This is a genomic window from Methylococcus sp. EFPC2 (genome assembly GCF_016925495.1).
Taxonomy (GTDB): Bacteria; Pseudomonadota; Gammaproteobacteria; order Methylococcales; family Methylococcaceae; genus EFPC2.
Genome location: NZ_CP070491.1, coordinates 2868833 through 2892943 on the forward strand (window position 1 = coordinate 2868833; position 24111 = coordinate 2892943).

Here is a 24111-nt window from a genome sequence, read left to right on the forward strand (position 1 = left end):
AGAATATTTACGGGCCTGATTAATAGGGTCGGTTTCTTGTGCGCCGCAACCCGCCGAACGGCACGGGAGTAAACACCGTAACTTTCGGTGGGTTACGTCGCACGCACGGCCCGATGAAAGCTTTAAGCCTTGCAACGATGCCCGCCTGACTCACACGACCCACTGACCGAATAGCGAGCGACCATGTCCATAGCATTTCCTCGCAGGAAGCACCGGAAATCCCTGCGCAAACTCTGGCTCAAAACCCATTTGTACATCGCCCTGACGGTGGGACTGTTTTTCGCCGTTCTGGGCGTCACCGGCGCGGTGAACGTTTTCTATTACGAACTGGGCGAATTGGGCCTACCCGCCGTGCCGGCCGATCCGCAACGGCAGCCGCGTGCGCTGGACGAGATCCTGCAGACCGTGAACGCCGCCCACCCGCAACGGACCGGCGGTTGGTTCATGCTACTGCCGGGCCAGCAAGGCGATTACATCTGGGTGGAATATCCCAAGCCGGAAGAAACCAGGGACGAGTTGTTCGCGCCGCTGGAAATACTGGTCGATCCCTACAGCGGCGAAATCGTCGAGCAACATTTCTGGGGGCACACCTGGCTGAGCCTGATCTACGAACTGCACGCCGATCTGATGATGGGTAAGGTCGGTGTGGAGATCGGCAAACGGGGCTTCGACATCGTCTGCGCTTTCGGAATCTTTCTGTTCATCTCTTGCCTGTCCGGACTTTATCTGTGGTGGCCGCGATGGGCGACGCTGACCACGTCGCTGACGGTCAAACTGGGCGCGGGGCGGCAACGCTTCTATTTCGATTTGCACCGGGCCGCGGGCTTTTATGCCGCGGCGATACTGCTGCCCATTGCGTTCACGGGCTTTTCCTTCGCCTACAACGATTATGTCAAGACGGCGGTCGGCTGGTTTTCCGCTGTCCAAGCCGATCATCTGAAAGATCCCAAACTCAAATCCGTCCCGTTCGACTCGGCTCAGCCGATCCCGATCGCGCGGGCGGTGCAAATCGCCGATGAGGTCTTTCCCGGCGCGGAGTTGCGCGAGATCGGCACGCCCGACGGCCGGGAAGGCGTCTATACGGTCGCGAAACGGCAGGCGGGCGAAGCCAACCGCATACGGCCCCGCAGCAAGGTCTGGATCGATCAATACAGCGGCCGGGTTCTGGCCGTGCAGGACCCCTATCTCTTTACGCCGGGCGAGACTTTCATGAATCTGCTGTGGCCCTTGCACGACGGCCAGGCGTTCGGCCTCGCCGGACGGATAGTGTGGTGCGCGACCGGTGTGGCACCGGCGGTACTCTATGTGACGGGCCTACTCCGCTGGCTGCAGAAGCGGAGGCCGGCAACCCGATCCGGGATATCGGCCGGATAAAGCCAACACGCCGGGCGCTGTGGGATATGCCGTAGCGGCCGGCGGGGTGCTCGGTCTGGCTGGAGTTCTAGTCTCCGTTTTCGCAGCGGCGTCGACAATGCGCAGGGGGGAGTTTGGGCCGCTCGAACGTCTTACGGGATGAGGCTTGGAAATTTTATACGGAGGCGAAGCGCATGAGACGGCTCTCGGACGATTGGAATCTTGGCGCCACGACAACCCGCAACCCGGACGCAGAGGCGGCATCCCGGTTGCTTGCGCTCAAGGCTAGGCGCAAACGCTGGCTGGACGTTCATCTTTGGCTGGGGCTGATCCTGGGGTTCTTCATGGCCGTGTTCGGCCTGACCGGCAGCATCCTGGTGTTCTACCAGGAAATCGACGGCTGGCTGCAGGCCGAATCCCTGCAGGTCAGCCCGCCGCCCGAAGGCGAGCGGGCTTTCCGGCCCTTGGGCGAAATACTGGCCGCCGCCAATGCCGTGGCCCCCGCGGAAGGGCGGCTGGGCTTCTTGGATTACCCCGGCGACGAGCGTACGGCCTACACCCTGGGCTATCAGGTGAAACGGGGCGACAACGACGCGGACGAATGGCGAGTGTTTGTCGACCCCTACAGCGCCCGGGTGAGCGGCAAGCAGTTGATCAAGGCGGGGAACGATCTTTTCCCCGTCCGCTTCATCCCCTTCGTGTTCCGCCTGCACTATGCCCTGCTGGCCGGTGCGACCGGCGTGACCATCGTCGGCGTCATGGCGGTGTTGCTGTTGTTTTCGGTGTTGACCGGGCTGATCCTCTGGTGGCCACTGACCGGCAAGTGGAAACGGGTCTTCGTCATCAAGAGCCGGGCCAGCGCCGAACGGCTAAACCACGATCTGCACCAGACCTCGGGTTTCTACACCTTTCCGGTGGTGCTGGCGGTATTACTGTCGGGCATCTACATGAACCTGCCGGACTATTTCCTCGCTCCGGTCAAGCTGCTGTCGCCCGGTACCCGAGGTTTCATGGATAGTCCGCACGCGGCTCCGGCTGAAGGGCGTGACCCCATCGGCCTGGATCGGGCGCTGGACATCGTTCGCACGCGCTACCCGGAAGGGCGCATCAACTGGCTGAGCAATCCGGACGATCCGTCCGAGGCTTATCGGATCAGCTTGCGCGATGTGCCGGGACTCAGCCGGTTCTGGTCGGAACGCATCGTGTCGGTCGACCCATATAGCGGCGTCATCCTGGAGGTACGCGATCCGGCTTCGCGCCGAACGGCGGGCGAAACCTTCGTCGACTGGCAGTGGCCCCTGCACAGCGGCAAGGCTTTCGGCTGGACCGGGCGCATCCTGGTGTTTCTCGCCGGACTGGCCTGTCCGTTGCTGTTCGTGACCGGCGTCATACGCTGGCTGCAGAAGCGGCGTGCCCGACGCGTGCGTTCGGCCTGAAGGGGCCGGTTTTGCGGCCCCGCGTGACCGGACGAAATCTGCGGCTTACGACGAATTGACCGCGTCATATGCCTCACCGCGACATCGGCGAAACTCTCAAACCCCGCCAACTTCCGCCATTCCTTCGCTGGTACGCATTCTGCTCGTTTTGCCCGGCTGCGCGGAACCCGATTCCCGAAGCGACTACCAATAACAAAACGACAGGGTTTAAAGATGAAGACCAGACCATGCGTATGGATGGCGTTGACGAAAAAATGGCCCATCGCGGCGGTGGCGATAGTCACGGCGGTGCTGCCGCCGGGAGCGGCGAACGCGGACGGGAAGGAGCACAGGGCGGAACCGCCGCGGCCGCTGATTTTGCGCGCCGACCGGGTATTCGACGGCGTCGATCTGCACGAGGATTACGCGGTCAAGATCGTCGGCGACAAGGTCGCGGCGATCGGCCCCGCTTCGACGCTGCGCAGCCGCGGTGCCCGTGTGCGCGATCTGGGCGATGCCACCCTGTTGCCCGGTTTCATCGAATTGCATGGCCATGTGGCCTATCAGAACGTACCGCGCGACATCATACTGCGCCATGGCGTCACCACCGTCAGGGACGTGGGCGGGCCCTTGTTGCCCCTGTCCGGCGGGCACGGCCGACTGCGCCTGGTTACGGCGGGCCCCATCATCACCGGTCCCGGCGGTTATCCCGGCCCGGTATTCACCGGCGATGTATCGGCTCCCGTCGACAGCCCGGAAACGGCGCAAGCCCTGGTCGATGACCTGGTCGCCGGCGGCGCGAACATCATCAAGATTGGCCTGGAACCCGGCGGGGAGGAAGGCGCTCCCTGGACCACAGGACATACGCCGTCCATCGAGCCGCCCTGGCCCATGCCTTCGCCGGCGGTCGTCAGGGCCGTGGTGGTGGAGGCGCATCGTTTGGGCAGGGAAGTGACCGCCCATGTCGGCGAGGAACAGGGCTTGCAACTGGCGGTGGACGCCGGGGTCGACGAGATCGCCCACATCCCTTGCGATCCCGTATCCCATGATTTGCTCCATCAGGCGGTGCATCAAGGCATCCGCTTCCTGTCCACCGTTGACACCTTCTCGCATTGCCGCGGCACGCACGAGAATCTGCACGGGCTGGTGCATCTGGGAGCCAAGATACACTACGCGGCCGAGATCGCGCATACGGAAATCCCCTGGGGCATCGACGCGGGAGAACTGCATGCCCTGCTGCACGCGAACATGGCGGTGGACCCCGATCCCAGCCATATCTTCGGCCATGTGCTGAACCTGTTTCGCTCGGCGACGTCGGAGGCCGGCAAGGTCCTGGCGCTCGGGCCCGAAGGCGGCCTGGATAAGCTCGGCACCCTGGTTCCCGGCGCTCCCGCCGACATCATCGCCGTGTCCGGCAATGCCTTCATGGCGTTCAAGCCCCTGGAATACCCGAGCCTGGTGATTTCCGGCGGCAAGACCGTGGTCGATCAACTCGCGGATTGATCGGCCCCTTCCGGTTGATGCAGGTCGGGACGGGCGACGCCTGACCGGCCTGCCGCATCGCCACTGGACGAAGCCCGCACGCGGGTCGATCTCCGGGAGGGCCTGGACCTTGGGGTCAACACGGCGCCGTCCATGCGCAGGGAAAAATGCCTGTGACACGTTTCCCCGCATGACCGCACCCGCCCATCAAAACTCCAACTTTACCGACCCCAGATAAGTGCGCGGTGTGCCGGGCATGGTTTGGTGTATGAACGAAGCAAAGCCATTGCTGGCGGCCAGATATTCCTTATCGAGCAGATTCTCTACATTGAACTGCAAGGTCAGCTTGGACGGCCCGATCTTGTGCTGATATTTCAGCATCGCATCCAGACGCGCATAACCCGGCATCTCGAAGCTGTTGTCGATATTGCCGGCACGGTCGCCGGCGAGATAAACCCCGGCACCGGCGCTGAGACCTTGCGCCCCCAGTGCTGAAAAATCGTAAGTCGTCCAGATACTGCCCGCATTCCTGGGCACATTGGAAAAACGATGGCCAGTATTACCCGAGCCGCTGGAGCCGATAACCGTATCCAGCGGCGCCGAATCCTTGGTCACTTCGGTATCGGTATAGGCATAACTCGCGATAAGGTTCCAGTAATCCGTCAGTTGCCCACGCAAATCGATTTCGATGCCGCGGCTGCGCTGCTCTCCCGTGATCGCCACTTTGTTTATGAAGGGCGCCGGCAAGGGCGTTTGCACATTGGTTTTGGTTAACTCGAAATAGGCAAGACTGGCCGTGAGTTTGCCACCCAGCCACTCGCCCTTCAGGCCGACTTCGTATTCGTTGGACTTTTCGGGGTCGGGAATAGCGCCCGAAACTGTCGTGCCCCGATTGACCGCGTTGAAGGTTTCCACATAGTCGGCATAAATACCCAGCCAGGACACGGGATGATATAAAAGACCCACCCTCGGGCTGAATTCGTCGACGCCCTTATAGCCGCCGCCGGTTTCGAATTCGGCATGATCGAAACGGCTGCCGAGCAGCAACTGCCATTGCTCCCATAATGCGATCTGGTCCTGAACATAAAAACCATGCCATTCATTCTTGGTGTCATCGCCCGGAACGAGCGGATCGCCGAGATACCGGGTAAAGCCATAGACCGGATTGAACACGTTGATGGCATGTTTCCTCCGTTGTTCTAGTGCTTCGTCGGGCGGTGATGTGAATCCCCCCGATTAAAGACGCGCGAGGCAGCCGGAAATCGTCAGGTATTCGGCGATCATGGCGATCGCCGGTACTCCCCCAGGCGGACGCGTTATCGGCTTTTCAGCAAATATCGCGCGCCGTCGGCTTCGACTTTCAGGGACAAAGCGGTTTCCAGGCTGCTCAACAAGGAGGGCAGCGATTCGATGCGGAACACGCCGCTGACCTTGCGGTCGGCCAGACGGGGATCGGCGAAGGTGAATTCAACCCGGTGATAACGGCAGATTTGCGCCAGCACGTCGCCCAGCGACAGATTCCTGAACACCAGTTTGCCCTGCATCCAAGCCAGCGCATCGGCGGCATCGATGGCAGCGACCGGAGACAGCGCGCCCGAGTCGGCCAGCGTCAGGCGTTGGTCCGCAAGCAGCCGACGGGGCGTTTCCCGGCCGCTGCCGACCTCCACCGCGCCTTCCTGCACCAGCACGTCTATCCTGTCGTTTCGTCGCTGCACGGCGAAAGCGGTGCCGATGTCGCGCACCCGCCCGGCGCCGGCATATACGTCGAAGGAACGCGGATCGCCATGCCGGACCCGAAACACGGCCTCGCCCCGGATGAGGTGAAACAGCCGCCGGTCGGCCAGCCAAACCACCCGCAGATCCGTATCACCGTTGAGCTCCACGGACGAACCATCGGCAAGCTCCAGGTGCCGCCGCTCGCCCCAGGCGGTTTGCAGACGCTCGGTGTGCGCGTTTCCCCAGATCGCCCCACCGGCCATCAGGGTCAGGGACAGAAAGCTGATGCCGGCCGCCAGGGCGCGTGCCCATGGCCGGCTGCAGGCGTGAAAAGCCCGCGCTTCGGCCAGTTCATTACCGGCTCCGGTGGCCAGTTCTCCCAGGCCATTCCAAAGTTTGCGTGCCCGGCCGTATTCGCGCCAATGCGCTTCGTCCTCGGCGAGCCAGCGCTGGAAGGCGGCGCGCTCCTGCGGCCCGACATGCCCGGAATGCAGCCGGGTCAGCCAGGCAAGGGCCTGTCGACGCGCGAGGCGATGGGATGAGGATGGGGTCATGAGGCCGGAAGCTAAGGAAACGGGGGGCGCTGCATGATAAGACGAACGAGGCGGGGCGCAACCGTCACCCTCGGTCTCCGCAAGGCATCAATCGGCCATGCGATCCTGCAGGTAGCGCAATGCCTTGAGGATGTGGCGTTCCACCGATTTCCGGGAGATGCCCAGGCGCTCGGCGATTTCCGCGTGGGTGAGGCCGTCCACGCGATTGAGCAGGAAAGCATGGCGGCTCGGCGCCGGCAGTTCGGCCAGCAGGGAACGAAAGCGCTGCAATTCCATGTGCCCGGATACCCGGGCCTCGGGCCCTGGAGCTGGCTCCTGGATTTCCTCGGGATTGGGCAAGGGCGCGTCGTCCTGAGGCGCGCGCGTCTTACGCCAGCGGTAAGTATCCACGACCAGGTTGGCGGCGATGCGCAACAGAAAAGCCCGCGGCTGGCGGACCGTTCCCAGATTCGAGTGTTCCAGCGCGCGCAGATAAACCTGCTGGGTGAGATCGGCGGCGTCGTCTTCGCCCACCTTCCAGGTCAGAAACCGCTTGATGTCGCCGGCATACCTCAGGAAGAACTCGTGCACCAGCGGGGGTTGTTTCTTTTCCAACATGGGCCGTGACTGTGATAAATAAGGCTGCATCCCGCCTTTCCGGCGTAGCCGTGTGATGGCATAGCAAAAGGGAGAAATACGGACGCCCCACCTGAAGCAAGTACCGGGCCGTTAGAGAATAAGTATTTTAAATCATAAAGATAGGCAGGCGTCTTCGGCGCGAAGGCCAATACTCAAACAAGAAATTGCGGGGTATCACACAGCGACGCCAAACTACCCGCCCTTCGCCGAAGAGCCGGCTTCATCGCAGCCGTTGACCCGCGGCGAGGCCGCCTCGCTGGCTTGCCCTTACGGCTGGCAGCCAGGAGTTCTAGCCCTTAGGCAGGCGGCTCGAACGAGATGTCAGGATTTTTTACAAGTTCGCGCCGCGCAACGCGGTACCGATAAGCAAAGCCGGGCATCGCCTGATCTTCCGGATTATGGTGTGGGATTTGCTTAGGTATTTAAGAAAATCGACAACCGACGGTATGCCCATGACTTGGAAAAAGAGCCTGCTCGCCCTAGCGCTTTGTGCCCTGGCGCCGTTCGCAGCGGCGGAAGACGCCTCGCAAGACCCTGAAGAACTCCGTTATCTGGCCCTGAAATACGAACATGCGCGCGGCGGGGTCAAGCAGGACTATAACGAAGCCTATCGCCTCTACTGCCAGGCTTATTGGCAGGGCGACGCGCAGTCGGCCTATAACATCGGCTTCATGAATTTCAACGCGCGAGGCCGTGCACGCAATCTGGGCCAAGCCATGTTTTGGTTTCGCCGGGCGGCGGAAAAAGGCGATCTGCTGGCGCGGCGCATGACCCTGCTGTACAAGGACATCGCCTCGGAAGACGATCAGGGCTGCAAGCCGCCACCGCCGCCACCCGTGGCCGTAGCGGAAATTTCCAGCCCCAGCCGCAAGGCGGTCGAGGGTCTGGTCAACCAGATCGCACCCCGTTATGCCATCGATCCCAAACTGGTGATGGCCGTCATCCAGGCCGAATCCGGCTTCAACCCGGCAGCCGTTTCCCCCAAGAATGCCCAGGGCCTGATGCAGCTCATCCCCGCCACCGCCGAACGCTTCGGCGTCAAGGACACCTGGAATCCCACCGAGAACATCCGCGGCGGCACCGCCTACCTGAACTGGCTGATGCGCCATTTCGGCGGCAACGTGGTATGGGTGCTGGCGGCCTACAACGCCGGGGAAGGCGCCGTGGAAAAGCACCAGGGTATACCGCCCATCGAGGAAACACAGACCTACGTCAAGCGCATCCTCGGCCATTATCAGAAGACCACCCATCCCGTTCCGCCGGAACCCGGCACTCAGACATCCGCATCGCGACCCGCCAACCGCCGGCCGGTCTGATTTAGCGCGCGGGCACAAAAAAGCCGGCCGCCTTCACGACGAGGGCGGCCGGCTTTTTATTGGGCGCTTCCCTGCGCGCCGGGTGGAGCTATTTCGGTCTGACGATGTTGATGCCTTTGAGCAGGTTGAGTGCCTCGTTGAGCGGGTAGTCCTGCAGGGCCAGCGCGTCCTCGGGCTTTTCCTCGGATTTCTGATCGCCCTTCTTGGTCGACTTGTCGTTGCTCAGGTGACCGGTCAGATCGGCTTCCTTGATGGGCTGAAACTCGGAGGCCTGGGCCACTTCCAGCTTGACCTTGGAGATCGGCACATCCGGCGAAATGCCTTCCGCCTGGATCGATCGGCCCGAAGGCGTGTAGTAGCGCGCCGTGGTCAGCTTGACCGCGCCGCCGTTGCTGGTCGGCAGTATGGTCTGCACCGAGCCTTTGCCGAAGGTCTTTTCGCCCATGATGATGGCACGCTTGTGATCCTGCAGCGCACCGGCCACGATTTCCGAAGCCGAAGCGGAACCCGCGTTGATCAACACGACGATGGGCGCGCCCTTGAGGATGTCGCCCGGCGTGGCATTAAACTTCATCTTCGAGTCTTCGATGCGTCCGTCCGTGTAAACCACGAGACCGCTTTCGAGGAAGGCGTCGCTCACCGCCACGGCCGAGTTCAGCACACCGCCCGGATTGTTGCGCAGATCGATGACCAGACCCTTGAGGTCGCTGCCCTTGCGCAGTTCGTTGATGGCATCGACCACGTTATCGCCCGTCTTGGACTGGAAGCTGGTGATGCGCACGTAGCCGTAGCCTTCTTCCAGCAGGCGGCTCTTGACGCTCTTGACCTTGATGATATCGCGCTGCAGCTTGAACTTGAGTGGCTGTTCGACGCCCTCGCGCACGATGGTCAGCACGATTTCGCTGCCGGCTTCGCCGCGCATCAGCTTGACCGCGTCGTTGAGATTCATGCCTTTCACCGGCTTCTCGTCGATCCGTATGATCAGGTCGCCCGCCTTGATGCCGGCCTTCTGCGCAGGGGTGTCGTCGATCGGCGAAATGACCTTGACGAAGCCGTTCTCCAGACCGACCTCGATGCCCAAACCGCCGAACTGGCCGGTGGTGCCGACCTTGAGCTCGTTGTACTGCTCCTGGTCCAGATAGGCCGAATGGGGATCCAGGCCCGACAGCATGCCGCGTATCGCGTCCTCCAGGAGTTTGTTGTCCGGGACCGGCTCGACGTAGTCCTGGCGTATGCGGCCGTACACCTCGGAAAATGTTTTCAATCCTTCGAAAGGAATCGTGTTCAACTCCCCGCTGTCGCGCTCGGCCAGCGCGCTGCCGCCGCCGGCGATGAGTACGCCCAGCGTGGCACCGAAGCCGATCAGGAGCAGATTCTTGTGACTCAGCATGTTGTTTCCCAAAATAAGAAATGATTTAACCGACGGACCCGCACCCTGCACATCCGACACGGCCCGAACCGGCGGAGCGCCCAGCCGGATCGGCCATTCGTCAACGGAATGCCATTTAACGCTTACCTTGGAGGAACACTCTAGTTCCCCCGCCCGCTCCATTGCAAGGGATTGATGGGACGCCCGTTTTCCCGCACCCCGAAGTACAGTCCCGGCTCGCTGCGGCCGCCGCTGGAGCCCACGCTGGCGATGATGTCGCCGGCCTCGACCCAGTCCCCCAGGGCCTTGTGCAAGCTTTGATTGAAAGCGTACAAGCTCAGATGTCCGGTGCCATGATCCACGATGATCAACAGGCCGTATCCTCGCAGCCAGTCGGCGTACACCACCCGGCCGCGGGCGACGGCACGCACCGGACTGCCCTCCTGGGCGCCGATCAACACTCCGTCCCATTGGCCGGAAAGCCTGGGCGATCCGAACCGGGCCAGCAACGGGCCTTGGACCGGCCAAGCGGCCCGTTCGGAAGGCGTTTGCTCGTCGGGAGCGCCACGGCTTTCCGGCGGTGCCGTCTCCGGTAAAGCCGCGATGAGATCCTGGAGGCGCTGGACGTCGTCCCGCAGCCGCTTGAGCCTGCCCCCCCGGTCCTTGAGTTCATGCTCCAGCCCGGCCATGAGTTCGCGGCGCTGCTTGCGCGATGCCTCGAGGTCGGCCTGCTCCCGCGCGATACGCGCGCGGGTCGAATTGAGCCGTTCCGCTTCGGCAAGCAATTTCGCCTCGAGTTCCCGCGTTCCGGCGAGGCTGCGGTCCAGTATCTGCAACTGGGCGGAGCGGGCGCGGTTGAGATAGCCGTAGTAGGCCAGCATGCGGCTGGCGCGCGCCGGATCGTCCTGATTGAGCGCCAGCTTCAGCCATTCGCGGCGCCCGTCGGCATAGGCGGCCCGGGTCTGGGCGATGAGCGTGCGGTTGTGCTGCAGTATGCCTACCCGCAGTTCGGCCCGCTGCCGCTTCAAGTCGTCCAACTGGCGCTCCTGGCTGCGGGCCTGGTTTTCGAGATCCCTGAGGGACTTGCTCAATTCACCGTAGCGCCGCTCCAGCGCGCCGAGCTGACTGGAAAGGTCGCTTTTCTGCGACTCCAGCCCGCCCACCGCGACCTCCTCGATGCGTATCTTGCCCCGCAGGGTGTGCAGCTCCCTGTCCTTTTCCTCCCGCTCGCCCGCATCCGCTCCCGCCGTCGGCAAGGCCAGCACGACCAGCCCTAAGATGCGAGCAAGACCCCGCATCAGATCAGCAGGGAGCGCCCCGTCATTTCGGCCGGCCGATCCAGCCCCAGGATGGCCAGCAGGGTGGGCGACACGTCGGCCAGATTGCCGCCATCCGCCAGCCGGCCGGCGGACCCCCGGTAAACCAGCGGCACGGGATTGACCGTGTGGGCCGTCTGCGCCTCGCCGGTTTCAGGATCGATCATCTGCTCGGCATTGCCGTGGTCGGCGGTCAGCACCAGCTCTCCCCCGACCCGGTCCAGCGCGGCCAGCACGCGCCCCAGCGACGCGTCCAGGGTCTCCACGGCGGCAATCGCCGCGCTCAGCACGCCGGTATGGCCGACCATGTCGCCGTTGGCGTAATTGCAGATGATGACGTCGTACTCCCCGCCTTCGATCGCTTCCACCAGCCGGTCGGTGACTTCCGGCGCGCTCATCTCCGGCTTGAGGTCATAGGTCTTGACCTTGGGCGAAGGCACCAGGATGCGCTCCTCACCGGGAAAAGGCGTGTCCGTCCCGCCGTTGAAGAAAAAGGTGACGTGGGCGTATTTTTCCGTCTCGGCCAGACGCAACTGCTTGAGCCCCGAATTGGCGAGGACTTCGCCCAGGCCGTTCTTCACCGACGTCGGAGGGAAAGCCACCGGAAAGCTGAAATCCTCGTGGTATTCGGTCAGGGTCACATAAGCACCCAGGCGCGGATACTCACCGCGTTCGAATCCTTGGAAATCGTCTTGCGTCAAACAGAGGCTCAGTTCGCGCGCGCGGTCGGCGCGGAAATTCATGAACACGACCACGTCGCCGGCTTGCATCGCCACCGGCAGCGTGCCCTCGGGCGTGATGGCCGTGGGTTTGACGAATTCGTCGGTTTCCCCCCGCGCATAAGCCGCTGCCAGCCCCTCGACCGCACTTGCGGCGCTGAACTCCGGCTTGCCGTGAGCCAGCAGTTCGTAAGCCTGGCTGACCCGCTCCCAGCGGTTGTCGCGGTCCATGGCATAGAAACGGCCGGTCAGCGAGGCGATGCGCCCGCCGCCCAGCTCCGCCAATCGGGCTTCGGTGGCGCGTATCGAGGCTTCCGCGCTTTTGGGCGGGGTATCGCGGCCATCCAGGAAGGCATGCAGATAGATGTCGCTCAGCCCTCGGCTCAAAGCCAGCTCGACCAGCGCGTGGATATGGGTTTCATGGCTGTGTACGCCGCCTGGCGACAGCAGCCCCAGGATGTGCAAGGCCTTGCCGCTGGTTTTGGCCTGATCCACCGCAGCCCGCAAGACCGGGTTGTCGAAGAACGTGCGGTTGGCTATGGCCTGGTTGATGCGGGTCAGGTCCTGGGCGAGCAGGCGGCCGCATCCCAGATGCAGATGGCCGACCTCGGAATTGCCCATCTGGTCGTCGGGCAGTCCGACCGCACCGCCGGAACATTCCAGGAGGGTGTGGGGTGAATTCGCCCACAGGCCGTCCCAATTCGGCGTGTGCGCCAGGCGGATCGCATTGGCGGTTTCCAGCTCGCTGTAACCGAAGCCGTCAAAAATTAACAACACGATGGGTTTAGGACGGTGCGACTTCAACGTATAATCCTCTGCCAAATTTCCCCCGGACCGCTCGAACGAACGACGATACTCGACGGACCTTCGCATGCGCTGCGAATGTGGTCGCCATTTTACCGTTTTTTCGAACGTTAGTCGTGCCGTCCGGAACCGTCCGCCTCGGCGGCTAACGAACCCGGGTCACCGCCTTATGAGCTCGCTACCGACGCCTCTGATTGCGCATGACGCGGATATCGCGCGGGCCGCGCTCTATCTCAAGGCCATGTCGCATCCGTTGAGGTTGAAGATCTTGTGCACCTTGGGCAACGAACGGGTGAGCGTGCAGGATATCGTCGACCAGGTAGGCACGACGCAAAGCAATATTTCCCAGCATTTGGGCATCTTGCGCGACAAGGGCATACTGGCGTGCCAGAAGGACGCCAACCGGGTTTTCTACTACATCGAGCACCCCTACACCTTGCAAGTCATCGAGCTGTTGCGGGAAAGCTTTTGCAACCGGCAGGATTGAAACCCCGTCGGACTTCACCACTTTTACGATCTAGAAGGTATTTTGAATGGATGTGGATCGCATCGGCGAATTCGTTGGCAATCACTGGATACTGAGCAGCGGCTGGTTCGTTGTCAGCCTGCTCCTGATCCAGGATTCCTTCGACGTTCTGACCCGCAAGTACAAATCGACCACGCCGGCCGACGCCGTGGCCCTGCTGAACGACGACGAAACCCTGGTCATCGACGTGCGCGATCCCGCGGAATTCGCCACCGGCCATATCGTCAAGGCCCGCAACATCCTGTACGCCAAAGTGGGCGACAAACTGGGCGAACTGGAACCCTACAAGAACAAAACGATCATCGTTTGCTGCCAGCAGGGAACCAAATCTGGCCCCACCTGTAAAAAACTGGCCAAGGCCGGATTCACCCAGGTGCACGACCTGCGCGGCGGGCTGCTCGCGTGGGAAGACGCCAAACTTCCGCTCACCCGCAAATCTTAAGCCGGCGCAGGGACGCCTCGCCGAAATCGGCCGCAGCGGCGGCCGATTTCGTATCACACCGGGAAACCCAGGTTTACCGATGACGCTCGCCGAAAAAATCCGGGACGATGGACTCGGCACCACGCTCCAGCACCCCTAACATCAAATCGAGGACAGAAAAATGGCCGAAGAGGAAAAGCAGTTCGCCCTGCAAAAGCTTTATGTCAAGGACGTATCGTTCGAAACCCCGAACTCCCCCGCGATCTTCACCCAGAAATGGGAGCCGCAGGTGGAATTCAACCTTTCCAGCAACGCCAAGGGATTGCAGGAGAACCTGTTCGAAGTCAGCCTGACCGTCACCGTCACCGTAAAGCTGGAAGACAAGACCGCCTATCTGGTCGAAGTTTCCCAGGCCGGCATCTTCACGCTGGGCGGATTCAACGAGCAGGAACTCGGCCCGCTGCTCGGCAGCTTCTGCCCGAACATCCTGTTCCCTTATGCCCGCGAGGCGGTATCCGACCTGGTCATCAAGGGCGGCTTCCCTCCCCTGCTGCTCGCGCCGGTGAACTTCGACGCGCTGTATTCCCAGCACATCCAGCAAGGGCAACCGCAGCCGTCGGCACCGGGCTCCAGCAGCGTCAATTGAGGATCGGCCGCGCTCACGCATGAAGAAATCAATCACTGTACTCGGCGCGGGCTCCTGGGGCACCGCGCTGGCGCTGGTGCTGGCGCGCAACGGCCACGAAGTGACGCTGTGGGGACACCACCCCGAACACGCGGCGCGCCTGGAGGGCGACCGCTGCAACCGGCGCTACCTGCCCAACGCGCCGTTTCCCGATAATCTGCACGTCAGCGCGAGTCTCGCAGACGCGGTTCCGGGACGCGCGGTGATCCTGGTGTCGGTGCCCAGCCATGCCTTTCGCGCCACCCTCACGGCTATCGCGCCGTTGAGGTCGCGCGAAACCGGCCTGGCCTGGGCTACCAAGGGGCTGGAAAGACAGACCTGCCGCCTGCTCCACGAGGTCGCGGAAGAAGTCCTGGGATCCGGGGTGCCCAGCGCCGTGGTATCCGGACCCACCTTTGCGGGCGAAGTCGCCGCCGGTTTGCCCAGCGCCATCGCCGTGGCCTCGCGCCAGCCGGAATTCGCCGCGGAAATGTCGGGCCTGCTGCACAACACCAATTTCCGCACCTACACCACCGAAGACATCATCGGCGTGCAACTGGGCGGAGCGACCAAGAACGTCCTCGCGATCGCCGCCGGCGTGGCGGACGGGCTGGGCTTCGGCGCCAATGCCCGCGCTGCGCTGATCACCCGGGGCCTGGCCGAAATGATGCGCCTCGGCCTGGTCTTGGGCGGCAAGCAGGAAACCTTCATGGGACTGGGCGGGGCCGGCGACCTCATCCTCACCTGCACCGACAACCAGTCGCGCAACCGGCGTTTCGGGCTGGGCTTGGGCAAGGGCCTGTCGCGTGCCGAAGTCACGGCGCAAATCGGCCAGGAAATCGAAGGCATAGGCACCGCCGAGATGGTCTACCAACTGGCCCAGCGGCATGGCGTCGAAATGCCCATCACCGAACAGACTTACCGCATCCTGCACGAGGGCTTGGCTCCCGAGGAAGCGGTGCGCAACCTCCTCCTGCGCGAACCCAAGCCGGAGGCGGTGACGGTTCGTAACTGAGGGTGGCCCGGCTGGGCCTTCCCGGCCGCATGCCACGATGCTGAAATACGACGACCCGTCCGCCGAGGTGCTTCCATGCTCGACAACGCCACGCTGAAGACGCTCGAACAGGCGATACGCCAGTCCGGCGATGTGACCGTCACCTTAAGCCGGGCCTCCGGGGCCGGGGGCGGCTGCATCAACCAGGCCTATCGGCTGCACGGCGAAGGACGCGATTATTTCGTCAAGTTCAACCAGCGCTCCCTGCTGCCCATGTTCGAAGCCGAAGAACAGGGCTTGCGGGAGATCGCCGCCAGCGGCACGGTACGGGCACCCGAGCCGGTGAGCTGCGGCATCGCCGGTGGCCGCGCCTACCTGCTGATGGAATACCTGCCTCTGCACACGGGGCGAGGCGACACGGACCGGGCCCTGGGCCGGCAACTCGCCGCGCTGCACCGCATCGAGCAGCCTTATTTCGGCTGGAGCCGGGACAACACCATAGGCTCGACCCCGCAGCCCAACCCGCAAACCCACGACTGGACGGACTTCTGGTCACAGCACCGTCTCGGCTTTCAGCTACGGCTGGCGGCCGATCAAGGCTACGGAGGCCGTCTGCAAACGCTGGGGGAACAACTGCTGAACCGGCTGGGCACCCTGCTCGCCGATCATCACCCCCACCCTTCCCTGCTGCACGGCGACCTTTGGGGCGGCAATTATGCCGCCGACGAGTCCGGCCAGCCGGTGATTTTCGACCCCGCCTGTTACTACGGCGACCGCGAAGCCGACCTGGCCATGACGGAGCTGTTCGGCGGATACGGCGCGGACTTTTATGCGGCCTACCGCGAAGCCTACCCGCTCGATGCCGGCTATCCGATCCGCAAAACGCTTTACAACCTGTATCACATCCTCAATCACTTGAATCTGTTCGGCGGCGGCTATGCCGGCCAGGCCGAATCGATGATGAGCCGGCTGCTGGCCGAAGTCCGTTGACGGACTATCGACGCCCCACCCCGTCCTCGTTTCGCAATATCGCGGCCGGGATCCGTCCCGTCCGGCTTGAATTACGTTTCTCCACCACCTATCACCCACAAGGTCCAGCATGAGCCAACTGCCCAAATGCCCGCAATGCAATTCCGAATTCACCTACGAAGACGGCGACCTCTACATCTGCCCCGAGTGCTCGCACGAATGGGCGAAAGGAGCGGCCGCGGAGAGTGCCGACCAGGCGCGCGTGGTACGCGACGCCTACGGCAACACGCTCAACGATGGCGATTCGGTCACGGTCATCAAGGACTTGAAGGTGAAAGGCTCGTCGCTGGTCGTGAAGGTCGGAACCAAGGTGAAGAACATCCGTCTCGTCGAAGGCGATCATGACATCGATTGCAAGATCGACGGCATCGGCGCCATGCAATTGAAATCGGAATTCGTGAAAAAGGCGTAGACGTAGGTCTGGCGTCAGCGGCCGTCATCGCAACGGCGGGGCCGGACGGCAAACGGGCCAGCGCGGCGCATCGGTTGTCCGGGAAGCGGGCGGCGTGAGCGCCATGAGCGGCGGAGCCGACCCGTCTTGGCCGGCTGGATCATCGGCCACGGCCGCGACAGTAGACATAAAACGGCAAGCCGGCGGCCAGAAAGGCGACGCCCAGGCCGCAATCCGCGGGACGCTCCAGCAGCAGTCCCAGGCAGAACGCCGCGGCGACGAAAACAAAGGCGAGCGGCACCCAGGGATAGCCCAGCGTGCGGTAAGGCCTGAGCAGCTCCGGGCAGCGGCGGCGGAGCACGACGACCGACAAAGCCGTGATGCCGTAAAACAGCCAGGTGCCGAACATGGTGAAATTGAACAACCGCTCATAGGCCTCCCGGTCGCGGCCGAGTATCAGGATCAAACCCACGGCGGCAAGGCATTGCAGCAGCAAGGCCTTGACCGGCGTGCGGTGTACCGGATGAACATCGGCCATGCGGTCGAATAACAGGCCATCCCGCGCCATGGCATAACTCACGCGGGGGCCGCTGAGCACGCTGCCATTGAGGGTGGCCAAGCTGGAAATCGCCGCGATGAGGGTGATCGCCGTACCGCCCCAGGTGCCCAGCGTGGCCACGGCCACATCCTGGGCGAGCCGTTCCGAGCGCATCGCCTGATCCAGCGGCAGGATGTAGAAATAGGCGAGATTGGCCAGCATGTAGATCGCCACCACGCCCGCCATGCCCCAGATCAGCACCGCCGGGATGGTCCGGTTCGGATCGCGCACCTCGGCCCCCACGTGCACGAGGTTGTTCCAACCGTCGTAAGCCCATAGCGCGGCCGACAAGGCGGCCACATAACCCAGCCCGCCGTGTACCGGGGACAACCCCAAGCCGCCTTGCAGATTTTCCCAGCGGCCGGGGCCGGTGCTCAGGGCGAGGACCGCGAGCAGCACGATGGCGGCGATCTTGATCAGGGTCAGCAGGCTTTGCACCGCGCCGCTGAAGCCGATGCGCAGGTAGTTCAGGGCGGTCAGCGCGACGATCGTGGCGATGGCGATGAACTGCACCCCGCTCAACGCCCAGGTGTGCGTCCCCATCGGGACAGACAGGGCCGGTTCCTGGATGCCGGGAAGGAAAAAACCGAGGAATAAGGCGAATCCGGTGGCGATGCTGGCAATCGATCCGGTCTTGGCGATCAGCAATTGCTGCCAGCCGAACAGAAAGCCCCAGAACGGTCCGTAAGCCCGGCGCAGATAGGCATATTCACCGCCCGCCTCGGGCATGGCCGCGCCCAATTCCGCGTAGCTGAGCGCTCCGGCCAGGGAGAGCAGCCCGCCGACCAGCCAGACCAGGAAGGCGCCCGCCACCGAGCCTGTTTCGCGGGCGATGGTCGAAGGCACCAGGAAGATGCCGGTACCGACCACCGAACCGGTGACGATGGCGCCGGCCTCCAGGAAGCCGAAGGCGCGGACGAGTTCGAAACGGGACGACGACCTCATCGAACCAGCCGATTTTCCAGCACCAGGAACCAGGGGCGCTTGATCGACGGCTGGAGATGACCTTCCGGGTTCAGTTGCAGCCGCGTCTTCGAGACCGAGTTGCGCACGTTGCCGCCTATGGCATCCAGGGTCTTGCCGTCGCTCTCCACGACGATGTCGCAATGCAGCTTGGTGTAGCGCAACTCCGCTGTCCGGGGCAGGCCGTCGAACCAGGGCGCGCCGGGGCCGCGGGTGGCGCAGATCAGATCGCCCGGCCGGGGCGGATAGCCCTCGATCGGGTGCGGCCGGAAAGGCGCATCCGGACCGTCCGCCTTCATCAAATGATCCAGATAGACCCAGTGCGCGTCGGCCGGTGGAAAGGCGCTTTCCGGCAAGCCGGCCTCCGTCATGACCCAGCTGACGAAGGCGGCCGACCAGGGTTGCTGGCAGTCGCTGCCGGACAGCCGCGAGCGGCCCACCGCCTGCCAGTAGCGGGCGACCCGTTCGCTATGGTCGCCGTCCTCGTCCTCCCAGTCTCCCACGTGCGGAATGGCCTCCTCGTCACCGGCTATCGTCACCACCTGGCGACCGAAATAATCCCATTCCCCCAGGGCCAGAGACACGATGCGCTCGACCGTGGAGCCGGGAGCCGGTGTCGGGCTAGACGGAACGGCGGCCTGAACTTCGGACGGTGGCTTGGGTGGAGGCGCGGGCTTCTTGGGCGCGGTGCCGCAGGCAACGAGCCAGAAACAGACGATCCAGAGCGCGTAAAGCTTGCTCATCGCGTCGGCCTGCGCGCTTCGTGAAACCAGGTACGGTATTGCTCCATACGGGCGCGCTGCTCGGCCGGAGCGTGGCGGCGGCAGGTCGCGCTTTCCGCGCTGCCCGGCTCGGCGCCCCAGCGGTATTCGACGCAATCGTTGGGATCGTAGCCGGCCTCCAGGGCGGGCTGGCGCGCCAGGATGTCGGCCACGCTCAGTTCCCAGGCACTGCCGTCGGTGCGGGTGTAGCGTATGCGCCGCTCTTCGATGCTGCGCGCATGCAGGGCCTGGATGGCCGCCCTGGCGCTCTCCGGCGTCTGGCCGTTCAGGCGGAACAGTTCGGGGTGGCGGACGATCTTGTCCGGCAGGCCGGTCAACACGCGCATGGCGATGATGAGGCGCAGGTCGCGGGACGGCGTGGAATAGTCTTCCCAGGGACCGATGGTTTCGAAGATGGCGGCGCCTTGCGGCATGGCGATGACGGCTGCAGGGTCCTTGCGGAAATAAGCCTCGGCATTGTCTATGGAGGTCACCCGCGTGACGAGTTGCTCCACCAGGGCATCCAGGGTCTCGCGGTAAGCCTGCTCCGGCGCCAGTCCGGCCGGGTTGATGAGCTTGCCCACACGCGCATAGAAATCGTCCGCCGGCAGGCCGTCCTGTTCCAGGGAATACGGGATGAAACCGGGGCCGTCGGCCAGCGCGGGCTCGGGCGGCGTGACGTAGGCACCCGAACCGGAACTGATCCAGGGCCGGAAGGCCTTGAATCCCGGCCCGGCGCTGGGCACGTTCTCGGCATATAGAAAGGTGCCCTCCCAGAATCGCTTGCGGGTGACCGAATTGTCGGGCTGGGCATCGACGGCCAGCAGCAGGCCGGGGCGGTCCGCGGTCTGCGGTATCCATTTGGCGACCACCAGCACATGGCCGTACGGGTCGGCATAAACCGTCCCCGGCCGCAGGGCCCGGCGGCTGAGTTCGACCGGATAGAAATCGCTCGCCTCGTCGTCCAGCCCGGTGCGCGCGCTGCCGGAATGCACGGTATCCGCCACTTTCCGCATCAGGCCCTGAAAACCCGCGCCGCCGGCCGCTCCCGCGGTGAAGCGGGTATCCACTACCGGCGAACCGCAACGCGGCGGCGACTTGGCACTGCCCCGGCTGCAGGCGCGAAAGCCCATGGGCAGGCTCAGCTTCCAGGCGAAATAGCTGCGCAGGAAATAGGGCAGGTCGGCACAGTCCGGCGTGGCCGGCAGGCGAGCGTCTTCGTTCTGGCCCAGATAGTCGTATAAAAAGTTGCGGCCGGCATCGCGCAATACCGGTTCCAGGGACGGAAAACTCAGATTGTCCTCGGCCGGCGCATCGAACAGGCGCTCGATCCAGGCGGAATAAAGCGCCTCCGCGGACGCATTCCATCCTCCGGGGAATGGCGAGGCATCGGCGTGCCCGGAACCGGCTTCGAATTCCCGGCAAGCGGCGACCGCGCCCCGCCGGCGCGCCTCGATGCGGTAGTGGCCGGAATGGATGTTCGCGATCGTCGCCGCGACGCTGACCGGAGACCACGACACGGCTGCTTTAAGCCCCTCTCCCCCTGGGAGAGGGGTTGGGGTGAGGGCGTCGGGGCGCGATGCGGGTGACGCAACCGTCGACCTATCGTCAGGCTTAACCCTCACCCTGCCCTCTCCCAAAGGGAGAGGGTTCATCATTCCAGCCTCATCGCTGACCAGAGCCAAGGGCCGGCCTTCCGGATCGAGTCCGCTCAGCTCCACCGCTTGCCCGTCCTCCACGACGGCCAGGACCCGTACCGTCTGTCCGGGCTGCGGTGCGCGCGGCGAGATCCAGATGCGCACGTCGCCACCCTGCTCGCATGCGGGTGTCTCGGCGTGCGCGCCTGCCGAAAAGCAGACCGCCATCAGCACCAACAGGGAGCGGAGATTTCCGGCCCTGGGACCGGATGCGGGACGACGGTGCGTACGAGATAGTGTCATCGGTGTTTTGGACGGCTTCCAGCCGCAGGCGGATGTGAGGGGTCGGAGTTCCTACGGCGTAACCGGCCAAGGAACCGGACTTAATATAACCCCGAAGCGTCACCCCAGGCATACGCGGTCCTCGCGTTTTTATGAAACGCCTCCCTGAGCCTGGTCGCGGGAATTGCGTCCGATACGCCCGGCCGGACACCAGCTTGTCCGAAAGCGGGCCGCGCGCGTATGCTCGTACTTTCTTTGAGGTTTTCCTTGATGGGACCCACAGCTCCCAAATTCCTCCCCCTGGGCGATTCGGCTCTCCAAATCGTCTTCGGCGACCGGCTCGACCCGGCCGTGAGCCGATACGCGCTCGCGCTTTCCCAGCGGGTAAAGAACCTGTCGGGCCTGACCGACCGGGTTCCGGCCTATGCCAGCCTGACCCTGCACTACGATCCGCAAATCTGGACCCATGCGGAGTTGGTGGAAAGCCTCAAAGCCCTGCTGGGCGACGTCGACTGCGAAACCGATGACGGCGAGACCCTCACGGTGCCGATCTGCTACGGCGGCGAATACGGGCCCGATCTCGACGAAGTCGCCCAGCATACCGGCCTCAGTCCGGACGAAGTGGTCACCCGCCACAGCGGCGGGCTTTACCGGGTTCATTTCATCGGCTTCATGCCGGGCTTCCCCTACCTGGGCGGACTGGACCCGGCGCTGTCCACGCCCCGTCGCGCCGAGCCCCGAACGCTCGTCCCGGCCGGCTCGGTGGGCATAGCCGGCGACCAGACCGGCATCTATCCCCTGGCCAGCCCGGGCGGTTGGCGGATCATAGGGCGCACGCCGCTGCGCCTGTTCGACCCCGGGCGCGACCCGCCTTGTCTATTGTCCCCAGGCGACCGAATCCGCTTCGTCCCCACAGGACCCGAGGAATTCGCACGGGAATGCGCGGAGACCCGCCAGTGATCCGCGTGGAAAAAGCGGGACTCTTCAGCACGGTGCAGGATAGCGGCCGCCCAGGCTGGCAGTATTGGGGCATCACCGTCGGCGGGGTCATGGACAGTTATTCCGCCGCCGTGGCCAACCTCCTGGTAGGCAATACCCGTGATGCGGCCATGCTGGAAATCACCCTGCAGGGCCCGCGCCTGCATTTCGAGTCCGGCACGTGGTTGGCGATCACCGGTGGCGACTTGTCACCGGAGCTTGACGGCAAGCCTCTCCCCGGCTGGCGGCCGATTTGGGCTCCGGCAGGCTCGCGCCTGAGTTTCGGCCGCCCGCGCCTGGGCTGCCGCGCCTATCTCGCCGTGGCCGGCGGGATCAGCCTGCCCCGGGTACTCGGCAGCCGAAGCACGCATACGCGGGCTGGATTCGGCGGACTGGAGGGACGCCCGTTGCAAGAAGGCGATCGTCTGGCATTCGGCGCAAGCGCCTTGCCGATCCCGCGCGATCCCCACCGCCCACTCGTCCCGAACTGGTATGTGAATGCCAACGCGGCCCTGCCGCTCGAAGCACCCGCCCGCCTCCGCCTGATCCCCGCTCCCGACTGGACGAACCTGCCGCGTGCCGGACAGCGCTCGCTGAACTCCGAAGCGTATCGCATCGGGTCCTTGTCCGACCGGATGGGGCTGCGTCTGGAAGGTCCGCCTTTGCCTCTGCCCACCTCCGGTGAACGGCTTTCGGCGGGTGTGACTTACGGGACCCTGCAACTGCCGCCGGGCGGCCAGCCCATCATATTGGGGGTGGATAGACAGACCACCGGCGGCTACCCGGTGCTGGGCACGGTGGCGAGCGTCGACCAGGCGCGTTTGGCCCAGCTAAAGCCGGGCGATCCGGTGAGTTTCGAGGCCATCAGCGTGGAACGGGCGCAGGCACTCTACCGTGCGCGCAGCCACGGTCTGCGACGCCTGCAGGCCAGCCTGAGCCTGCGTTGGCCGCGGGTCGGTCTCATTTGACGAGCGGTCGCATGATTCGTACCGTGGACCTCAACGCCGATCTCGGCGAAAGCTATGGCCCCTGGCGCATGGGCCGCGACGATGAACTGCTGGAACTGGTGACTTCGGCCAATATCGCCTGCGGCTTTCATGCCGGCGATCCGGACGTCATGGCCGAGACGGTGCGCCTGGCCTCGGCGCGCGGCGTGGCGATAGGCGCCCACCCTGCCCTACCCGACCGCCAGGGTTTCGGGCGGCGGAACATGGCCATCAGTCCCAGCGAAGCCCATAACCTCGTGCTCTACCAACTTGGGGCCCTGGAAGGCTTCGTCCGCGCGAACGGCGCCCGCCTGGCCCATGTGAAACCCCACGGCGCGCTGTATAACCAGGCGGCGGGCGATCGGTCCCTGGCCGACGCCGTCGCCGCGGCGGTGCGCGCCTTCGACCCCGGCCTGATCCTGGTCGGCTTGGCCGGCTCGTGTCTGATCGATGCCGGATTAGCCGCGGGGCTGCGGGTCGCCCGGGAGGGTTTCGCCGACCGCCGCTACGAGGTGGACGGATCGCTCACCCCGCGCAGCCGATCCGATGCCGTCATGCACGATCCGGCCGAGGCCGTGGCGCAGGTGGTGAACATGGTCGTAAAAAACACAGTCATTACGCGGGATGGAGCCCCCATTCCCATCACCGTCGATACGATTTGCCTGCACGGCGACACCGCCGAGGCGGTCCTCTTCGCCCAGCGGCTGCGCGCAGAACTGAAGACCCGCGGCATCGTGCCCGAAGCCTTGGGAGGCCGGTCCCGAGCGGCATGGACGGTGTGACGACAGTCGGCCCCTATTATTGATAGGTCATGGCGGGAGCGGGCTTCAGGCCGCGATCTTCGCGGGCTAAAGCCCGCTCCCACAAATAACTGACCAGGGATCTCGGGCCACCTGAATAATCCCCGATGATTCGTCCACAGAAACGGTGGAAAAACTTGTGGATAAGTTTGTGGATTTCGTCCCCAGACGGCTTGCGTGTTGGACCGCTTTTCTCCTGGCCAAAATCTGGCCAAATCGCGAAGAGCCCCATGACATTATCGCAAGCCATTGATTTATCATGACTCTATGCATGCGCAACCGACAAGGCAACCGTTGCGCCCGCCGGCCATAAGCAATCCGTCTACGCAACCGGCCGGCAGTGGATAAGTGTTTGATATTTTCGTAGGGGCGCGACGATATGTCGCGCAGGCTGGCCTTGACGGGCCACGCACGGCCCC

At 63.9% G+C, this 24111-nt stretch carries 22 protein-coding genes; 13 read left to right on the forward strand and 9 right to left on the reverse strand.

What is annotated here, in order from left to right; translation table 11 throughout:
• Window positions 1-183 precede the first annotated feature (183 nt).
• From JWZ97_RS12250 to JWZ97_RS12260, 3 genes are all read left to right on the forward strand, one after another.
• Window positions 184-1374 (forward strand): PepSY domain-containing protein, encoded by a 1191-nt coding sequence (locus tag JWZ97_RS12250; protein WP_205429598.1) that lies wholly within the window; start codon window positions 184-186, stop codon window positions 1372-1374.
• Between the two features lie 173 nt (window positions 1375-1547).
• Window positions 1548-2789: a PepSY domain-containing protein gene (locus tag JWZ97_RS12255; RefSeq protein ID WP_205429600.1), complete on the forward strand. Its 1242-nt coding sequence runs from the start codon at window positions 1548-1550 to the stop codon at window positions 2787-2789.
• Window positions 2790-3002: 213 nt separating this feature from the next.
• Window positions 3003-4271 carry an amidohydrolase gene (locus tag JWZ97_RS12260; RefSeq protein ID WP_205429602.1) on the forward strand — a complete coding sequence of 423 codons (1269 nt, stop codon included), beginning with the start codon at window positions 3003-3005 and terminating at the stop codon, window positions 4269-4271.
• Between the two features lie 186 nt (window positions 4272-4457).
• Here JWZ97_RS12260 and JWZ97_RS12265 read toward each other — a convergent pair whose 3' ends face one another.
• The 3 genes from JWZ97_RS12265 to JWZ97_RS12275 form a co-directional block, all read right to left on the reverse strand.
• The gene (locus JWZ97_RS12265) at window positions 4458-5423 is read right to left on the reverse strand and encodes a TonB-dependent siderophore receptor (protein ID WP_205429603.1); all 966 of its coding nucleotides are present in this window, start codon (window positions 5421-5423) and stop codon (window positions 4458-4460) included.
• Between the two features lie 143 nt (window positions 5424-5566).
• Window positions 5567-6520: a FecR domain-containing protein gene (locus JWZ97_RS12270; protein WP_205429605.1), complete on the reverse strand. Its 954-nt coding sequence runs from the start codon at window positions 6518-6520 to the stop codon at window positions 5567-5569.
• An 87-nt stretch (window positions 6521-6607) separates the two neighbouring features.
• Entirely contained in the window at window positions 6608-7117 is a 510-nt protein-coding gene (locus tag JWZ97_RS12275; RefSeq protein WP_205429607.1) for an RNA polymerase sigma factor, read from the reverse strand.
• A 473-nt stretch (window positions 7118-7590) separates the two neighbouring features.
• Between JWZ97_RS12275 and JWZ97_RS12280 the strand changes: the two genes are divergently transcribed.
• Window positions 7591-8454, forward strand: coding sequence for a transglycosylase SLT domain-containing protein (locus JWZ97_RS12280; RefSeq protein WP_205429609.1), 864 nt, complete (start codon window positions 7591-7593; stop codon window positions 8452-8454).
• Window positions 8455-8542: 88 nt separating this feature from the next.
• Here the strand turns inward: JWZ97_RS12280 and JWZ97_RS12285 are convergent, their stop codons facing one another.
• The 3 genes from JWZ97_RS12285 to gpmI form a co-directional block, all read right to left on the reverse strand.
• The gene (locus JWZ97_RS12285) at window positions 8543-9844 is read right to left on the reverse strand and encodes a S41 family peptidase (RefSeq protein ID WP_205429611.1); all 1302 of its coding nucleotides are present in this window, start codon (window positions 9842-9844) and stop codon (window positions 8543-8545) included.
• 140 nt (window positions 9845-9984) lie between these two features.
• Entirely contained in the window at window positions 9985-11121 is a 1137-nt protein-coding gene (locus JWZ97_RS12290; RefSeq protein ID WP_205429613.1) for a murein hydrolase activator EnvC, read from the reverse strand.
• A complete protein-coding gene (gpmI, locus tag JWZ97_RS12295) occupies window positions 11121-12662 on the reverse strand; it encodes a 2,3-bisphosphoglycerate-independent phosphoglycerate mutase (RefSeq protein WP_240342333.1) in 1542 nt (513 codons plus the stop codon). Before gpmI ends, JWZ97_RS12290 begins: the two co-directional genes overlap by 1 nt.
• Before the next feature lie 169 nt (window positions 12663-12831).
• On the opposite strand from gpmI, the gene JWZ97_RS12300 reads away from it, so the two are divergent.
• The 6 genes from JWZ97_RS12300 to JWZ97_RS12325 all read left to right on the forward strand — a co-directional run bounded on the left by JWZ97_RS12300 (window position 12832) and on the right by JWZ97_RS12325 (window position 16708).
• Window positions 12832-13149: a helix-turn-helix transcriptional regulator gene (locus JWZ97_RS12300; RefSeq protein ID WP_205429617.1), complete on the forward strand. Its 318-nt coding sequence runs from the start codon at window positions 12832-12834 to the stop codon at window positions 13147-13149.
• 46 nt (window positions 13150-13195) lie between these two features.
• A complete protein-coding gene (locus tag JWZ97_RS12305) occupies window positions 13196-13630 on the forward strand; it encodes a rhodanese-like domain-containing protein (RefSeq protein WP_240342334.1) in 435 nt (144 codons plus the stop codon).
• Window positions 13631-13790: 160 nt separating this feature from the next.
• Window positions 13791-14255 (forward strand): protein-export chaperone SecB, encoded by a 465-nt coding sequence (secB, locus tag JWZ97_RS12310; RefSeq protein WP_205429619.1) that lies wholly within the window; start codon window positions 13791-13793, stop codon window positions 14253-14255.
• A gap of 19 nt (window positions 14256-14274) precedes the next feature.
• On the forward strand, window positions 14275-15288 hold the full coding sequence (locus JWZ97_RS12315; protein ID WP_205429620.1) for an NAD(P)H-dependent glycerol-3-phosphate dehydrogenase: 1014 nt from the start codon (window positions 14275-14277) through the stop codon (window positions 15286-15288).
• A gap of 75 nt (window positions 15289-15363) precedes the next feature.
• On the forward strand, window positions 15364-16257 hold the full coding sequence (locus tag JWZ97_RS12320; RefSeq protein ID WP_205429621.1) for a fructosamine kinase family protein: 894 nt from the start codon (window positions 15364-15366) through the stop codon (window positions 16255-16257).
• Between the two features lie 109 nt (window positions 16258-16366).
• Complete coding sequence (locus tag JWZ97_RS12325; protein ID WP_205429622.1) at window positions 16367-16708, forward strand: zinc ribbon domain-containing protein YjdM; 342 nt, start codon at window positions 16367-16369, stop codon at window positions 16706-16708.
• Between the two features lie 139 nt (window positions 16709-16847).
• Here the strand turns inward: JWZ97_RS12325 and JWZ97_RS12330 are convergent, their stop codons facing one another.
• From JWZ97_RS12330 to JWZ97_RS12340, 3 genes are read right to left on the reverse strand one after another with little or no spacing between them, the layout of a single operon-like run.
• On the reverse strand, window positions 16848-18230 hold the full coding sequence (locus tag JWZ97_RS12330) for an APC family permease (protein ID WP_205429623.1): 1383 nt from the start codon (window positions 18228-18230) through the stop codon (window positions 16848-16850).
• Complete coding sequence (locus tag JWZ97_RS12335) at window positions 18227-18991, reverse strand: DUF2272 domain-containing protein (protein WP_205429624.1); 765 nt, start codon at window positions 18989-18991, stop codon at window positions 18227-18229. The genes JWZ97_RS12330 and JWZ97_RS12335 overlap by 4 nt, the downstream gene beginning before the upstream one ends.
• On the reverse strand, window positions 18988-20949 hold the full coding sequence (locus JWZ97_RS12340) for a hypothetical protein (protein ID WP_205429625.1): 1962 nt from the start codon (window positions 20947-20949) through the stop codon (window positions 18988-18990). The genes JWZ97_RS12335 and JWZ97_RS12340 overlap by 4 nt, the downstream gene beginning before the upstream one ends.
• A 249-nt stretch (window positions 20950-21198) precedes the next feature.
• Here JWZ97_RS12340 and pxpB point away from each other — a divergent pair, with 249 nt between their 5' ends.
• Genes pxpB through JWZ97_RS12355 form a run of 3 tightly spaced genes read left to right on the forward strand, consistent with a single transcriptional unit; the run spans window position 21199 to window position 23674 of the window.
• Entirely contained in the window at window positions 21199-21888 is a 690-nt protein-coding gene (pxpB, locus tag JWZ97_RS12345; RefSeq protein WP_205429633.1) for a 5-oxoprolinase subunit PxpB, read from the forward strand.
• The gene (locus tag JWZ97_RS12350) at window positions 21867-22874 is read left to right on the forward strand and encodes a biotin-dependent carboxyltransferase family protein (protein WP_240342335.1); all 1008 of its coding nucleotides are present in this window, start codon (window positions 21867-21869) and stop codon (window positions 22872-22874) included. Before pxpB ends, JWZ97_RS12350 begins: the two co-directional genes overlap by 22 nt.
• An 11-nt stretch (window positions 22875-22885) precedes the next feature.
• Window positions 22886-23674 (forward strand): LamB/YcsF family protein, encoded by a 789-nt coding sequence (locus JWZ97_RS12355; RefSeq protein WP_305799040.1) that lies wholly within the window; start codon window positions 22886-22888, stop codon window positions 23672-23674.
• Window positions 23675-24111 lie beyond the last annotated feature (437 nt).

What these genes read in the sequence shown, in the direction of transcription:
- secB (WP_205429619.1), top strand. Translation starts at nt 13,791, where the DNA reads ATGGCCGAAGAGGAAAAGCAGTTCGCCCTGCAAAAGCTTTATGTCAAG.
- JWZ97_RS12300 (WP_205429617.1), top strand. Translation starts at nt 12,832, where the DNA reads ATGAGCTCGCTACCGACGCCTCTGATTGCGCATGACGCGGATATCGCG.
- JWZ97_RS12250 (WP_205429598.1), top strand. Translation starts at nt 184, where the DNA reads ATGTCCATAGCATTTCCTCGCAGGAAGCACCGGAAATCCCTGCGCAAA.
- JWZ97_RS12340 (WP_205429625.1), bottom strand. Translation starts at nt 20,949, where the DNA reads ATGACACTATCTCGTACGCACCGTCGTCCCGCATCCGGTCCCAGGGCC.
- JWZ97_RS12260 (WP_205429602.1), top strand. Translation starts at nt 3,003, where the DNA reads ATGAAGACCAGACCATGCGTATGGATGGCGTTGACGAAAAAATGGCCC.
- JWZ97_RS12275 (WP_205429607.1), bottom strand. Translation starts at nt 7,117, where the DNA reads ATGTTGGAAAAGAAACAACCCCCGCTGGTGCACGAGTTCTTCCTGAGG.
- JWZ97_RS12270 (WP_205429605.1), bottom strand. Translation starts at nt 6,520, where the DNA reads ATGACCCCATCCTCATCCCATCGCCTCGCGCGTCGACAGGCCCTTGCC.
- pxpB (WP_205429633.1), top strand. Translation starts at nt 21,199, where the DNA reads ATGGGACCCACAGCTCCCAAATTCCTCCCCCTGGGCGATTCGGCTCTC.
- JWZ97_RS12290 (WP_205429613.1), bottom strand. Translation starts at nt 11,121, where the DNA reads ATGCGGGGTCTTGCTCGCATCTTAGGGCTGGTCGTGCTGGCCTTGCCG.
- JWZ97_RS12315 (WP_205429620.1), top strand. Translation starts at nt 14,275, where the DNA reads ATGAAGAAATCAATCACTGTACTCGGCGCGGGCTCCTGGGGCACCGCG.
- JWZ97_RS12335 (WP_205429624.1), bottom strand. Translation starts at nt 18,991, where the DNA reads ATGAGCAAGCTTTACGCGCTCTGGATCGTCTGTTTCTGGCTCGTTGCC.
- JWZ97_RS12325 (WP_205429622.1), top strand. Translation starts at nt 16,367, where the DNA reads ATGAGCCAACTGCCCAAATGCCCGCAATGCAATTCCGAATTCACCTAC.
- JWZ97_RS12255 (WP_205429600.1), top strand. Translation starts at nt 1,548, where the DNA reads ATGAGACGGCTCTCGGACGATTGGAATCTTGGCGCCACGACAACCCGC.
- JWZ97_RS12350 (WP_240342335.1), top strand. Translation starts at nt 21,867, where the DNA reads ATGCGCGGAGACCCGCCAGTGATCCGCGTGGAAAAAGCGGGACTCTTC.
- JWZ97_RS12355 (WP_305799040.1), top strand. Translation starts at nt 22,886, where the DNA reads ATGATTCGTACCGTGGACCTCAACGCCGATCTCGGCGAAAGCTATGGC.
- JWZ97_RS12330 (WP_205429623.1), bottom strand. Translation starts at nt 18,230, where the DNA reads ATGAGGTCGTCGTCCCGTTTCGAACTCGTCCGCGCCTTCGGCTTCCTG.
- JWZ97_RS12285 (WP_205429611.1), bottom strand. Translation starts at nt 9,844, where the DNA reads ATGCTGAGTCACAAGAATCTGCTCCTGATCGGCTTCGGTGCCACGCTG.
- JWZ97_RS12305 (WP_240342334.1), top strand. Translation starts at nt 13,196, where the DNA reads ATGGATGTGGATCGCATCGGCGAATTCGTTGGCAATCACTGGATACTG.
- JWZ97_RS12320 (WP_205429621.1), top strand. Translation starts at nt 15,364, where the DNA reads ATGCTCGACAACGCCACGCTGAAGACGCTCGAACAGGCGATACGCCAG.
- JWZ97_RS12280 (WP_205429609.1), top strand. Translation starts at nt 7,591, where the DNA reads ATGACTTGGAAAAAGAGCCTGCTCGCCCTAGCGCTTTGTGCCCTGGCG.